General features: G+C 63.6%; 11 protein-coding genes. 7 read left to right on the top strand and 4 right to left on the bottom strand.

Going from position 1 to position 13,514, the window contains the following annotated elements; translation table 11 throughout:
- Window positions 1-55: 55 nt before the first annotated feature.
- The 3 genes from ACGYKA_RS13555 to ACGYKA_RS13545 are packed head-to-tail and all read right to left on the bottom strand — an operon-like array spanning window position 56 to window position 3,725.
- A complete protein-coding gene (locus ACGYKA_RS13555; protein WP_271693902.1) occupies window positions 56-1,570 on the bottom strand; it encodes an ABC transporter substrate-binding protein in 1,515 nt (504 codons plus the stop codon).
- 41 nt (window positions 1,571-1,611) lie between these two features.
- Window positions 1,612-2,721, bottom strand: coding sequence for an ABC transporter ATP-binding protein (locus tag ACGYKA_RS13550; RefSeq protein WP_394412976.1), 1,110 nt, complete (start codon window positions 2,719-2,721; stop codon window positions 1,612-1,614).
- Entirely contained in the window at window positions 2,718-3,725 is a 1,008-nt protein-coding gene (locus ACGYKA_RS13545; protein ID WP_394412973.1) for an ABC transporter ATP-binding protein, read from the bottom strand. Before ACGYKA_RS13545 ends, ACGYKA_RS13550 begins: the two co-directional genes overlap by 4 nt.
- A gap of 345 nt (window positions 3,726-4,070) precedes the next feature.
- On the opposite strand from ACGYKA_RS13545, the gene ACGYKA_RS13540 reads away from it, so the two are divergent.
- The 7 genes from ACGYKA_RS13540 (at window position 4,071) to ACGYKA_RS13510 (ending at window position 11,735) form a co-directional block, all read left to right on the top strand.
- Window positions 4,071-4,769, top strand: coding sequence for a GntR family transcriptional regulator (locus ACGYKA_RS13540; RefSeq protein ID WP_271690248.1), 699 nt, complete (start codon window positions 4,071-4,073; stop codon window positions 4,767-4,769).
- Between the two features lie 131 nt (window positions 4,770-4,900).
- Complete coding sequence (locus ACGYKA_RS13535; protein WP_209219179.1) at window positions 4,901-5,863, top strand: dihydrodipicolinate synthase family protein; 963 nt, start codon at window positions 4,901-4,903, stop codon at window positions 5,861-5,863.
- 174 nt (window positions 5,864-6,037) lie between these two features.
- On the top strand, window positions 6,038-6,829 hold the full coding sequence (locus ACGYKA_RS13530; RefSeq protein WP_394412970.1) for a cyclase family protein: 792 nt from the start codon (window positions 6,038-6,040) through the stop codon (window positions 6,827-6,829).
- A 3-nt stretch (window positions 6,830-6,832) separates the two neighbouring features.
- Window positions 6,833-7,312: a MarR family winged helix-turn-helix transcriptional regulator gene (locus tag ACGYKA_RS13525; RefSeq protein WP_394412968.1), complete on the top strand. Its 480-nt coding sequence runs from the start codon at window positions 6,833-6,835 to the stop codon at window positions 7,310-7,312.
- Between the two features lie 9 nt (window positions 7,313-7,321).
- Window positions 7,322-9,472 (top strand): thiamine pyrophosphate-dependent enzyme, encoded by a 2,151-nt coding sequence (locus ACGYKA_RS13520; RefSeq protein ID WP_394412965.1) that lies wholly within the window; start codon window positions 7,322-7,324, stop codon window positions 9,470-9,472.
- Window positions 9,469-11,010: an indolepyruvate oxidoreductase subunit beta family protein gene (locus tag ACGYKA_RS13515; protein ID WP_271690244.1), complete on the top strand. Its 1,542-nt coding sequence runs from the start codon at window positions 9,469-9,471 to the stop codon at window positions 11,008-11,010. The genes ACGYKA_RS13520 and ACGYKA_RS13515 overlap by 4 nt, the downstream gene beginning before the upstream one ends.
- Window positions 11,011-11,276: 266 nt before the next feature.
- Complete coding sequence (locus ACGYKA_RS13510) at window positions 11,277-11,735, top strand: LysE family translocator (RefSeq protein ID WP_394412962.1); 459 nt, start codon at window positions 11,277-11,279, stop codon at window positions 11,733-11,735.
- On the opposite strand, the gene ACGYKA_RS13505 is transcribed toward ACGYKA_RS13510, so the two are convergent.
- Window positions 11,732-13,507, bottom strand: a complete 1,776-nt coding sequence (locus ACGYKA_RS13505) for a glycoside hydrolase family 15 protein (RefSeq protein WP_394412960.1) — start codon at window positions 13,505-13,507, stop codon at window positions 11,732-11,734. The genes ACGYKA_RS13510 and ACGYKA_RS13505 overlap by 4 nt on opposite strands.
- Window positions 13,508-13,514 lie beyond the last annotated feature (7 nt).

Genomic DNA, 13,514 nt, shown 5'->3' with positions numbered 1-13,514 from the left:
TCGCTCAGGGGAGGGGCACCGCCGGGACCGGCCCGGCGGTGCGGATGCAGAAGGGTTAGCCTTCTTCTTTTTTCATGCCCGCAAGGCGGATCATGCCGTCAGGATATGGGGTGAAACCGGTGATGTCGGAATCCAGCGCCCAGATCCATGTCTGGTGGTAGAGGTACACGATCGGCATCTCTTCGTTCAGGATCGCGCGGGCAGCGGTATAGCTCTCGCGGCGCACGTCTTGGTCGTTGGACTTGCGCGCCTTGTCGAGCAGTTCATCCACTTCCGGGTTCGAATATTTGGAATCGTTGATCCCGCCTTCGGTGGTCATGAACTGGTGGATGTTGCCATCGGGGTCCACACGGCCCGACCAGCCGATCTGGCTCGCCTGATAGTCACCCGCCGACTGGTCGGCCAGCAGCGTCGCGAATTCCTTGGAGGTGATCGAGATGTTGATCCCCGCCTCGGCAGCCATGGACTGCACGACCTGCATCAGTTGCAGCGGGATCGTGGTGTTGGGCACCTGCACCTCAAGGTCGATGCCATCGGCAAAGCCCGCTTCGGCCAGCAGTTCCTTGGCCTTTTCCACGTCACGCTCAGGCACGGGATAGTCGGTGCTGTACCAAGGCGAGTTTGGCGGGAAAGGCTGGTTGCCCGCGGCGAAGGCACCGTTGAAGACGACCTGATTGATCGCTTCGCGGTCGATCGCATAGCTCAGCGCCTGACGCAGACGTTTGTCGTTGCCCCAAGGGTTGTCGCCCTTTTCGCCATTGGCCACGTTGATCGTGATGCCCTGATAGCCAAGCGACACGGCGCTTTCGACATTGATGCTGTCGTCACCTTCGGCCTGCGCAAGGTCGGTCGCAGCCAGACGCTCCAGCATGTCGATGTCACCCGATTGCAGGTTCGCCAGACGCACGGTGGTGTCGGGGATCGGCAGATAGGTGACGGTGTCGAAGTGGTATTCCTCGGCATCGTAATAGTCGGCAAATTTCTCAAGCACGATACGGTCTTGGGCCACACGCTCTTTGAACTGGTAGGGGCCGGAGCAGACCGGGTTCAGGCCAAAGTCATCGCCTGCAGCCTCGGCAGCGGTGGGGGAGACCATCATGCCTGCGCGGTCGGCGAATTGCGCCATCAGCGTGGCATCGGCATCGGCCAGATCAAAGCGGATCTCATGGCTGCCCAGCACTTCGACGCCGGTGATGGAGGAAAGCTCGGACTTGCGGCGCGAAGTCTCCATGTTCTGGCTGCGGTCGATGTTGGCGGCCACGGCCTCGGCATCAAAGGGCGTTCCATCGTGGAAGACCGCATCGTCGCGCAGTTTCATGGTCAGCTGTTTGCCGTCTTCGGAAAAGGACCATTCGGTCGCCAGCTGCGGGATGATTTCGAGGTCTGGCGTAATGTCCACCAGCTTGTCGCAGAGCGACGCGTAGACGATGCGGCCCACGAAGGTGCGCGACTGGTCGGGGTCCAGCACATCGGCATCGGATTGCAGCGCGATGCGCAGGTCAGCCGCCTGCGCGCCGAGGGTTGTGGCCCCCAGCAATGCAGCGGCGAGTGTCATTTTGGTCAGTGTCATGTCGAACTCTCCTGTCGTTTCAATGGGTCTGGTTCAGCCTGTTATTCTTGGTTTTGGCGGGGGCGGAGCGTGGTCCGGTCCCGCATGGCGTCTTGGTAAAGCGCAAAGCGCGCGGCGGCCCCGGGGGCACGTTCGGGCGCATCGGCAAGGCCGAGGTCCGGCGTGGCGGCGGCGATCTCTTCGAAGTAATGGCAGGCGGCGACATGGCCCTCGCCCGCGCGGGTCTCCCGCAATGAGGGCGGCTCGCTCGCGCAGCGTTCTTTGGCAAAGGGGCAGCGGGTGTGGAAGCGACAGCCTGCGGGCGGGTTCGCCGGGCTGGGCATCTCGCCCTCAAGCGCTGTCTGTGGCGTGCGCGCGCCATGGGCGGCCACCGGAATGGCCGATAAGAGCGCGCGGGTATAAGGGTGGCGCGGGTGGTTATAGACCGTGTCGACATCGCCCTGTTCGACAATTTGCCCCAGATACATCACCGCCACGCGGTCGCTCATATGGCGGATCACGGCGAGGTCATGGGCGATGATGACCAAGGTGAGCCCCAACTCATCGCGTAGATCGCCAAGCAGGTTGATCACCTGCGCCTGCACCGAGACGTCGAGGGCCGAGACCGGCTCATCCCCGATCACCAGTCTCGGGGCCGAGGCCAGTGCCCGCGCGATCCCGATCCGCTGACGTTGACCGCCTGAGAATTCATGCGGGTAGCGTTCGGCATGTTCGGGGCGCAAACCGACCTTGGCCAGCAGTTCGGCCACTTTGCCGCGCCGCTCGGCAGCGGACATCTGGGGGAAATGGGTCTCCAGCGGCTCACCGACCAGCTTGCCGACGCTCATACGCGGATTGAGCGATGAGAAAGGGTCTTGAAAGATGAACTGCATGTCCCGGCGCAGGGCGGTCAGATCGCGCCCCGAAAGGCTGCGCACATCCGCGCCGTCGAACTGCACATCGCCCTCGGTCGGGGTCAGCAAGCGCATCAGGAGCCGCGCGAGGGTCGATTTGCCGCAGCCGGATTCGCCGACGATGGCAAAAGTCTCGCCCCGGCGCACGTCAAAGGAAACGTCATCGACCGCCTTGACCGTGGCCCCTTTGGCCAATCCGCCGCCCGAGGTTTTGAAATGTTTCTTCAGCCCGCGCGCTGTTAGGATCGTGTCACTCATGCGCTCTGCTCCAGATGTGTTTCCAGGGGGGCGAAATGACAGGCCACGGCATGGCCCCCCTCCAGCGGTGCAAGCGGTGGCTCCTGCGCGCAGATGGGCTGGGCGAAGGGGCAGCGCGTGGCAAAACGGCAGCCTTGGGGCATGTTCTGCGTTGTCGGCACCATGCCCGGCACGGTCGCCAAGCGTCCGCGCGGACCGCTGAGCTGCGGGATCGAGGACATGAGGCCGATCGTGTAGGGATGCTGTGGGTCGCTAAAGATGCGTTCCGCAGGGCCGGTTTCGACGATCGTGCCCGCGTACATGACGGCGACGGTATCCGCGATTTCGGCCACCACACCAAGGTCATGGGTGATCATGATCGTGCCCATATCGGTCTCGGCCTGAAGGTCGCGGATCAGCTCAAGGATCTGCGCCTGAATGGTCACGTCGAGGGCGGTCGTCGGCTCATCCGCGATCAAGAGTGCCGGGTCGTTGACCAAGGCCATGGCGATCATCACCCGCTGGCGCATGCCGCCGGAAAGTTGATGCGGGTAGTCGCGCATCCGCTTCTCCGCCGCCGGAATGCCGACCCGCTTGAGGATCGCCAGCGCTTTGTCCTCAGCCTCGGATTTGCTGGCGTCGCTATGGGCGAGCACGGCTTCGGTGATCTGGTCGCCGATGCGGAAGGCGGGGTTGAGCGAGGTCATCGGCTCTTGGAAAATCATCGTCATCCGACTGCCGCGCAGCTTGCGCATGGCGGTGTGGTCGGCAAGGTCGAGCTTCTGGCCTTCGAAAACCATCTCGCCCGAGCGGATCGTCGCCGCACCGGCCGGCAGCAGCCCCATCATCGCCAGCGAGGTCACGCTTTTCCCGCAACCGCTTTCCCCGACGACGCAGAGCGTCTTGCCTGGGTGGACGGTGAAATTCACATGGTTGATCTGGTCGCTCGGCGCGCCGCGAAAGCGCAGGCTGAAGTCACGCACTTCGAGCAAAACCTTGTCGGGACCGGTGTCGGGGCTGGGCAATGGACCGCTTTCTTGAACCAATATCAGATTGGTCGAGTATGCGGTTGCAGCTTTCGCGCTGTCAATCCGGGGATTACAGTTTTTGAAAAAGCCTTTCTAGGTCAGTCTTTTGGCGCGAATTGTGCCTGATATATCGGCGGTAATGCCCGTTTTTTAGGCGATCTGTTGGGGCGGTTGGGTGGGCGGTTGGCGCGGGGTGGCGTTTGGGGAGAGTGCGGAAGGTATTTGAGAAAGGATGAAATGAAGGGGGTGGCGCGCTCTAGGGGCGATAGCGCTATTGTAGGGCGGGGGATTTGTTGCTTTATCGAGGGGGAGCCATGAACATCGAAAGGGCGGCATCCCCGCATGACCAGCAAACCTAAAACGGCGGAACGCAAGCGCGGGTCCGGGGCGCAATTTGTCTATTCCATCCTGCGCGATGAGATACTCGATCTGACCCTCTTGCCGGGTAGTCCGATCGACGAGATTCGACTTTCCGAGCGGCTGTCGATGTCGCGTACGCCGATCCGCGAGGCTTTGGTGCGGTTGGCGAGCGAGGGGTTGGTGACCACGTTGCCCAACCGGTCGACCGTGGTGTCGAATATCGATTTCATGAACCTGCACACCTTCTTTGACGCGATGACCTTGATGTACCGTGTCACCACGCGTCTTGCGGCGCAGTTTCATACGCCGGCAGATATGGCCAATATTCGCGCGCGGCAGGTGGAGTTCGCCAAGGCCGTGTCGGCGCAGGACGCGCTGTCGATGATCGCGACGAACCGGGAGTTCCATGCCGAGATCGCCCGGGCGGGGCGCAACCCTTATTACGAATCGCTTTGCCTGCGGCTGTTGGATGAGGGGCGCCGGTTGCTGCGGATGTATTACCAGTCCTTCGACGATCAGCTTCCCAGCGAGTATGTGCAAGAGCATGAGGATCTAATCGCGGCCATTGAGGCGCGCGACATTGCCTTGGCAGATTCTTTGGCCGCGACCCATGCGGATCAGATCGTGCGGCAGATTCAGGCGCTGATTTCACGAGACCGGCGGCAGCATATCGACCTTTAACCATAGGTAAATGCGCCTTTATCGGGCCGTCATAGAGGCTGTGCAGATTTTATGTCGACAAATAAAATACAATAGCTAAGATACAGTCAAGCCCGGCGGTATCGCGGCCGGTTTCTATGATGGAGAGATATATGACCCCTTCGATTTTTTCCGGCTGCATCCCGGCCCTGATGACCCCCTGCACCGAAGACCGGAAACCTGACTTCGACGCTTTGGTGCGTATGGGCAAAAAGCTGATCGCCGATGGGATGAGCGCGGTGGTTTACTGTGGGTCCATGGGTGATTGGCCGCTGCTGACCGATGCAGAGCGGATGGAAGGTGTCGAACGTCTGGTCGAAGCGGGCGTGCCGGTAGTTGTGGGCACGGGGGCCGTGAATACGAAGCTGGCCGCCGAACATGCGGCGCATGCGCAAAAGGTCGGCGCCAAGGGACTGATGTTGATCCCCCGCATCCTGTCGCGCGGCACGTCGGTTGCCGCGCAGAAAGACCACTTCAAAAAGGTTCTCTCGGCGGCGCCTGAGCTTCCCGCCGTGATCTACAACAGCCCCTATTACGGTTTTGCCACCCGGGCCGATCTCTTCTTTGCGCTGCGGGCCGAACATTCCAACCTTGTCGGCTTCAAGGAGTTCGGCGGCGCGGATGATCTGCGCTATGCGGCGGAGAACATCACCAGCCGGGATGATGAGGTCACGCTGATGATCGGCGTGGATACCACCGTCTTCCACGGTTTTGTCAATTGCGGCGCCACCGGCGCGATCACCGGGATCGGCAATGTGCTGCCGCGCGAAGTGTTGCATCTGGTCGCCCTCAGCCAAGCTGCAGCGGCGGGCGATGCCGAGGCGCGTCAGCGCGCGCAGGAGCTTGATGCGGCCCTTGGTGTTTTGTCCTCCTTCGATGAAGGGCCGGACCTCGTGCTTTATTATAAGCATCTGATGGTGCTCGAAGGCCATGCGGAATATGCGTTGCATTTTAATGAGACCGACGCGCTGACCGACAGCCAGCGCGGCTATGCCGAGGCGCAGTATAAGCTTTTCCGCACATGGTATGCCGATTGGAGCCAGCAGGGCGGGGCGGTCGCGAAATACGCCGCTTAATCTCCTTAGCCACCTCTCCCCGGCTGGGCAGGCCCGTCGCATTTGCGGCGGGCCTTTTGCGTTCCGGGCAAGCCTTTCGAAGAAGATAATTGCAAACGCATATAAATGTGACTAGCATCTTTGCAGGGACAACGCATCGGGAGTGGGTGCGCCATTTGAGGGAGATTAATTGAAATGAGTGCTACGGATTTAATGCGGGATTTCGGCGCGATGCTGGCTTCGGGCGGGGTTGAGGTCGTCGATTGCTCGGGCGGCTTGGGGCCGGATACGCCGATCCTGCAGCTGCCTGCTGATTTCGCCAAGCCGACGCCGAAGGTCGAGATTCACAAGATCAGCGAATACGACGAGGACGGCCCCTTCTTTGCTTGGAACTGGATGGTGCTGGGTGAGCATTCGGGCACGCATTTCGACGCGCCGCACCATTGGATCACTGGCAAGGATTACGACGACGGGTTCACTGATACGCTCGACGTGCAGCGTCTGGTGGCCCCGGTCAATGTGATCGATTGTTCGCAGCAGGCGCAGGAAGACCCGGATTTCCTGCTCGATGCCAAGGGCATCAAGGAATGGGAAGCCGAGTATGGCGAGATCGGCGAAGGCGAATGGGTCGTCATGCGCACCGATTGGGACGCGCGCGTCGATGACGAGGCGCGGTTTCTTAACGCCGATGAGACCGGGCCGCACAGCCCCGGGCCGACCCCGGATGCGATCCAGTACCTGATGGAGAAGAAGATCGTCGGCTGGGGCACGCAGTGCATCGGCACCGATGCGGGGCAAGCGGGCGGAATGGAGCCGCCCTATCCGGCGCATAACCTGCTGCATAAGAACAACTGTTTTGGTCTGGCGTCACTGGCCAACCTCGACAAACTGCCGCCGAAGGGGGCGATCCTGATCGCCGCGCCGTTGAAGATCAAGAACGGCACCGGTAGCCCCATTCGGGCGCTGGCACTGGTGCCGAAGGGCTGATCGGTGACAGATACACCACCTTCCGAGGCCGAGAACGCGCCGCTGGATCGGATGGGGCTCGATAATTTCGCGCCCTATCTGATGAACCGGATCATGGGGCGGTACAATGCCGCCCTGTCGGCGGAGATGGCGGCACTTGGCCTGACCACGCCGCAGATGCGCTCGCTCGCGGTGCTGTCGGTGACCGACGGCATCCTGATCCGCGAGTTGGCGGTTTACGCGGTGGTGCAGCAATCGACGCTGAGCCGCGCGCTCGACGCATTGGTGCGCGACGGGCTGGTCCGGCGCGAGACCGATGCCAACGACAGCCGCGCCACGCGGGTCTACTTGACCGATCAGGGGCGCGAGGCCTATGCGCGTCTCTGGCCGCATATGGCGCAGGCCTATGAGACGATGTTCAAGGGCATCGGCCCCGAGGAGAAGGCGGCCTTCGTGGCCACCTTGCAGACCATGCTGCGCAACATCCGAAAACACGATTTTTAAGAGGGTCCAATGGCCGAACGTTCGTTCAAGGCAGAGGTGGAATATCTGCGCAAGGGAGACGGCGACGTCTTCACCGGCGAGGGCATCCTTGCGATCACCAAGGCGCTCTTGGAGAACGGCGTGGGCTATGTCGGCGGCTATCAAGGCGCGCCGATCAGCCACCTGATGGACGTGCTGGCCGACGCCGAGGAACTGATGGGCGAACTGGGCGTGCGCTTTGAGGCCAACGCCTCCGAGGCCGCGGCGGCGGCGATGCTGGCCGCGTCAGTTCACTACCCGATCCGGGGGGCGGTGACCTTCAAGGGTCCGGTGGGGGTGAACGTGGCCTCGGACGCGCTCGCGAACCTCAGCTCCTCGGGCGTGACCGGCGGGGCGCTGGTGATCGTGGGCGAGGACTACGGCGAAGGCTCCTCGATCATGCAGGAGCGCAGCCACGGGTTCGCGATGAAATCGCAGTTCTGGATGCTGGACCCGCGCCCGAACCTGCCGTCGATCACGAAGGCGGTGAAGGACGGGTTCGAACTTTCCGAGGCCAGCAATACGCCGGTGATGCTGATGGTGCGCATCCGGTCCTGCCACGTCACGGGCAGCTTCGAGACCCGCGATAACCAGCGTCCGCCGCTTACCGTGGCCGAGGCGGCGGCGAACCCGCAGTCGGATTTCAACCGCGTGGTGCTGCCGCCGATGTCCTACCTGCACGAGAAGGACAAGATCGAGAACCGCTGGCCGGCCGCGGAGACATTCATCCGCGACAACAAGCTCAACGAATTCTTCGGCCCCGAGAAGGCGCCCTTGGGCATCTTGGTGCAGGGTGGCATGTACAACTCGGTGATCCGCGCGCTGCAGCGGCTCGGGCTCGCGGACATACACGGCCAGACCGAGGTGCCGCTTTACGTATTGAACGTCACCTACCCGCTCTTGCGCGATGAGTTCGACGAATTCTGCGCGGGCAAGGAGCATGTGCTGGTGGTCGAGGAAGGGCAGCCCGACCACATCGAGCAACAACTCGGCGCCTACCTCTACAAGCTCGACCGCCGGGTGAAGCTGCACGGCAAGGATGTGCTGCCGATGGCCGGGGAATATACCGGGCAGGTGCTGCTGGATGGCCTCACGGCCTTCCTCAAGATCGCCGCGCCCGAGATGCTGCCCGGCGCGGTGCGCTCGCCCAACGCCGAGGCGCCCGCGATCCCGAATCTCACGCAGACCGTGCCGATCCGCCCGCCGGGCTTCTGCACCGGCTGCCCCGAACGCCCGATCTTCGCGGCGATGAAACTGACCGAGCAGGAGTTGGGCAAGCACCAGATCACCGGCGACATCGGCTGCCATCTCTTCGGCTGCCTGCCGCCCTTCGAGATCGGCGGCTCGACCATGGGCTATGGCCTCGGCCCCGCCTCCAACGCGGCCTTTGACGGCGGCGGCGACAAGCGGGTGATCTCGATCCTGGGCGACGGGGGCTTTTGGCATAATGGTCTGTCGACCTCGATCGGCAACATGGTGTTCAACAAGTCCGACAGCGTCGCGGTGATCGTAGACAATTACTATTCCGCCGCCACCGGCGGGCAGGACGTGATGTCCTCGCGCGCGCATAACGACACGAAAAGCACGAACAACCCGATTTCCAAGGCGCTCAAGGGCGTCGGCGTGGAATGGGTGCGCCAGATCGACCGGACCTATGACGTGGGCAAGCTGCGCGAGGTTCTGCGCGAGGCGCTGACCACCGATTACAAGGGGCCGAAGGTCATCGTGGCCTCCTCGGAATGCATGCTCAACAAGCAGCGCCGCGAGAAGCCGAAACGCAATCAGGCGATTAGGGACGGCCGCCGCATGGAGGTGCCGCGCTTTGGCGTCGATGCGGATGTCTGCACCGGCGATCACGCCTGTATCCGCCTCTCAGGCTGCCCGTCGCTGTCGCTGAAACGGCTCGACGATCCGCTGCGCGATGACCCGGTGGCGCATATCGACCAGACCTGCGTAGGCTGCGGCAACTGCGGCGAAGTGGCGGATACCGCCGTCCTCTGCCCGTCCTTCTATCAGGCCGACGTGGTGCACAACCCGACGAAGTTCGAGCGTTGGCGGGCCGAGAAGACCGGCCAAATCATTCGCTGGTTGCAAGACCGACGCGATGCGAAACGGCTGCGCAACGAAGGAGTGGCGACATGAACATGGTGCTGCCGCAAAAGACGCCCGATGCGCGCGTCGAGAAGATCATCAAGCTTGCCGTCATGGCCGTGGGCGGGCAGGGGGGCGGCGTGCTCACCGGCTGGATCGAGGCGATGGCCCGGGCCGAGGGCTACGTCTGTCAGGCGACCTCGGTCGCCGGCGTGGCGCAGCGCACCGGGGCCACGATCTACTACGTCGAAATGGCCCCCAAGGGCGCGCTCGACCCCGTCTTCGCGCTGGCCCCGGCGGCGGGCGACGTGGACGTGCTGATCGCCGCCGAGATGATGGAAGTGGGCCGCGCCGTGATGCGCGGTTTCGTGACGCCGGACCGGACGACGCTGATCGGCTCGACCCACCGCGCGCTGGCGGTGAGCGAGAAGATGGCGCCGGGCGACGGCATTGCCGATGCCGATGAGGTCCGCGCGGCGGCCGAGATCGCGGCGCAGAAACTGGTGCTCGAAGATATGGAAGGGCTGGCCGTCGGCGCGGGCTCGGTCATCTCGGCCTCGCTCTTCGGCGCGCTTGCAGGCTCAGGCGCGCTGCCGTTCCCGCGTGAGGCCTATGAGAATGCGATCCGTGCCGGCGGCAAGGGGGTCGAACCCTCGCTGCGCGCCTTCGCTGTGGGCTTTGACGCGGCACAGGGCAAGCTGCCCGAATCACCGCAGGCGCCCGAGGAAGAGATCAAACCGTTCAGCCTTGTCGGGCCGGAGAAGTTGCAGGCCGAATGGGCCGCGCTGGTGGACCGGGCCGACCGTCTGCCTGAGCCGGTGCGTGACCTCGCGCTCGCCGGGCTCGCCAAGGTGGTGAACTTTCAAGACTGCGCCTATGGCGCGCTCTATCTCGACCGGCTCGATACCGTGTTGGCCCGCGATGACGCCGCGCAGGGCTGGGCGCTCTCGGCGGCGGCGGCGAAATACATCGCCAATGCCATGGCCTATGACGACATCATTCGCGTGGCGGACCTCAAGACCCGCGCCCCGCGTCTGTCGCACATCCGTCAAGAGATGCGCGCGGGCGACGAGAACCTGCTGCAACTGACCGAGTACTTCCACCCCCGCGCGGAAGAGATCGCAGGGCTCATGCCCGCGCGGCTCGGCGCCAAGGTGGAGGCGAGCGAGACGTGGATGGCCCGGCTGAACCGCTGGTTCGACAAGGGCCGCCGGTTGCGTACCGACCGGCTGCCCGCCTTCCTGATGTTGCATTTCCTCGGCGGCCTGAAGGGCTACCGGCTGCGCACCCATCGCCATGCCCTTGAGGTCGCGCATCTGGAGGACTGGCTCAGCCGCTGCCTTGCGGAGGTGGAGAGTGACTACGCCCTCGCCGTGGAACTGGTGAAATGCCGCCGCCTGATCAAGGGCTACTCCGACACCCATGCGCGGGGTCTGGGCAAGTTCGACCGCGTGATGGATGCCGCCGACCTGCTGCGCGGGCGCGACGACGCGGCGGAGTGGATCGCGCGGCTGCGCGAGGCGGCGTTGCAGGATGCGGAAGGCAAGGCGCTCGACGGGGCCATCGCCACGGTGCGCTCCTTCGTCTGAGGTGCCCGCTTTTTAAGCGGTCGCAGGGCCGAACACGCACCGAGCGGCCCCGGTCGCCTGCATCCCAGTTGACCATGGGCCAGCACCGCGCCTAGCTGGGCGCAGTCACAGGGGACCGCCGCCATGGAACTATCGCATCTCATTGCCTTCAACATCGCGCTCATCGCGTCAATCCTCAGCCCCGGCCCGGCCTTTCTGATCGCGCTGAAAACAACGCTGAGTTCGGGGCGGCAGGTGGGCGTTGCCGTGGGGGCTGCCTCGGCCTTGTGGCGTCGTTCTGGACCCTCGCCGCGCTCTTGGGGTTGGAGGCTGTCTTCCTCGCCTTCCCATGGGCCTATGCCATCGTGAAAACCGTGGGCGCGGCCTATCTTCTCTATGTGGCCTACGGCATGTGGCGCGGGGCGCGGGCACCGGTGACCAGCACGGTGACACCCGCCCGCCATGCCTTCCGGCAGGGGCTGATGATCAACATCCTGAACCCGAAATCGGTGCTTTTCGCCGCCGCGGTGCTGGTCGTCATCTTCCCCGAGGGGATGCGGCTGAGCGAGAACCTCTTGATCGTCGCCAATCACCTGATCATCGAACTGGCCTTCTACACCGCATTGGCCTTCGGCATGAGCCGCCCCGCCGTCAGCCAAGGCTACCTGCGCGCGAAGGTCTATTTCGACCGCATTGCCTCGGCTGTGCTGGGGCTTTTGGGGCTGCGGCTGCTGCTTGCGCGTTAAAGCTCGGCCTCCCACCGGCGCGACAGGCGCATGGCGCCGTTGATGATGCCCACCATGGAGTAGGTCTGCGGGAAGTTGCCCCAGCCCTCACCAGTGGCAAAGGCAGTGTCTTCGGACATCAGGCCAAGGTGGTTGCGGGCCTCCAGCAACTCTTCGAACAGTTTGCGTGCTTCCTCTTCGCGGCCAATCCGTGCCAGCGCGTCGATGCGCCAGAAGGCGCAGACGTTAAAGCCCACCTCCGGCACGCCGAAATCGTCGGCCTCTTCGTAACGCAGCATGAAGGGGCCGCGGCCCAGCACTTCGGATAGACGTTCGACCGTGGCGATGAATCGCGGGTCTTTCGGCGGCAGAAAGCCGACCTCGCCCATCAGCAAAACGCTCGCGTCGAGGGTGCTGCCGCCAAAGCTTTCGACAAAGGCGCCGCGTTCCTCGGACCATGCGTTGTCGAGGATCTTGTCGCGGATCACCTCGGCCCGCTCGGCCCAAAGAGCGGCGCGCTCGTCCAAGTCCAGATGCCGCGCAATTTTGGCCAGACGGTCGCAGGCGGCCCAGCACATCAGGGACGACGAGGTGTGAATCCGCGCGCGGCTGCGCAATTCCCAAATGCCCGCATCGGGCTGGTCGTGCAGCTCCCACGCCTGTTCGCCGAGGGGCTCCAACTGCTCATAGGCGGTGCGCCCTGTGTTCATCGGCAGCCGGTGATCGAAAAACGCCGGAGCGGCGCCGAGGATGATATTGCCATAGGTGTCATGCTGGAAATGCTCATGCGCCTGATTGCCGATCCGCACCGGCCCCATGCCACGGAACCCCTGTAGACTGGGCGAGATACGTTCGGTCAGCGCCGTCTCTAGCCCCAGCCCCAGCACCGGCTGGATATGCCCGCCCTCGGCATCGGCCACAGCGTTCATCAGCCATTGGAAATAATGCTCCAACGTGCGGGTCGCGGCGAGGCTGTTGAGCGCGCGCACGGTGAAAAACGCATCGCGCACCCAGCAATAGCGGTAATCCCAGTTGCGCCCTGAATCCGGCGCCTCGGGCAGGGAGGTGGTGATCGCGGCGATCACCCCGCCCGTGGCCTCATAGCTGCACAGTTTCAACGTGATCGCGGCGCGGATGACGGCCTCCTGCCACTCGAAAGGGATCGCCAAACGCTGGGTCCAGCGCTGCCAATAGCGGGTCGTCTTGGTGCGAAAGGTGGTGCCGATCTGCTCAGGGCTGTCTGACAGGGTCTCATCGGGGCCAAGGATGAAGGTCATCTCACCTTCGAGGTTGATCATCCGCCCGTCGAGCACATGATCAATCGGCGCGTCGGTGGTCAGGCGCATGTTCTGCTCTGGCCCGACGAAACGCACATGGTTGGAGCCGCGGGTGAGGGTCGGGGCCACTTCCCCCCATTGAAAGCGCGGCTTCAGGCGCATCCGCACACGGGGAGAGCCTTCGATACGCCGCACCTGCCGTACCAGCATCTGCGGGCGAAAGCTGCGGCCATAGGCGGTGAAACGGGGGCAGAAGTCGACAATCTCGACCGCGCCTTTTGGGCTGCGCAACACGGTGCGCAGGATCGCGGTATTGGGCAGATAGCTCTGCGCGCTCTCGGTCATATCTTCGAGTTCGACGGCAAATTCCCCGTCGCCCTCTTCGCCCGCGCCATGGCCCATCAGGCTGTGAAAGACCGGATCGCCGTCGAAACGCGGCAGGCAGAACCAGTTGATCGCCCCTTCGCGGCTGACCAGCGCCGCAACCGCGCAATTCCCGATGACACCCAGATCCATAAGTCCC

It is taken from the genome of Sulfitobacter sp. 1A15106 (assembly GCF_043556995.1).
Lineage (GTDB): Bacteria > Pseudomonadota > Alphaproteobacteria > Rhodobacterales > Rhodobacteraceae > Sulfitobacter > Sulfitobacter faviae.
This window is presented reverse-complemented; position numbering and strand designations above follow the sequence as displayed.

Bases quoted from the DNA above. Each gene is read 5' to 3' on its own strand.
- ACGYKA_RS13555 (WP_271693902.1), bottom strand. From the start codon at position 1,570: ATGACACTGACCAAAATGACACTCGCCGCTGCATTGCTGGGGGCCACA.
- ACGYKA_RS13550 (WP_394412976.1), bottom strand. From the start codon at position 2,721: ATGAGTGACACGATCCTAACAGCGCGCGGGCTGAAGAAACATTTCAAA.
- ACGYKA_RS13540 (WP_271690248.1), top strand. From the start codon at position 4,071: ATGACCAGCAAACCTAAAACGGCGGAACGCAAGCGCGGGTCCGGGGCG.
- ACGYKA_RS13535 (WP_209219179.1), top strand. From the start codon at position 4,901: ATGACCCCTTCGATTTTTTCCGGCTGCATCCCGGCCCTGATGACCCCC.
- ACGYKA_RS13530 (WP_394412970.1), top strand. From the start codon at position 6,038: ATGAGTGCTACGGATTTAATGCGGGATTTCGGCGCGATGCTGGCTTCG.
- ACGYKA_RS13520 (WP_394412965.1), top strand. From the start codon at position 7,322: ATGGCCGAACGTTCGTTCAAGGCAGAGGTGGAATATCTGCGCAAGGGA.
- ACGYKA_RS13515 (WP_271690244.1), top strand. From the start codon at position 9,469: ATGAACATGGTGCTGCCGCAAAAGACGCCCGATGCGCGCGTCGAGAAG.
- ACGYKA_RS13505 (WP_394412960.1), bottom strand. From the start codon at position 13,507: ATGGATCTGGGTGTCATCGGGAATTGCGCGGTTGCGGCGCTGGTCAGC.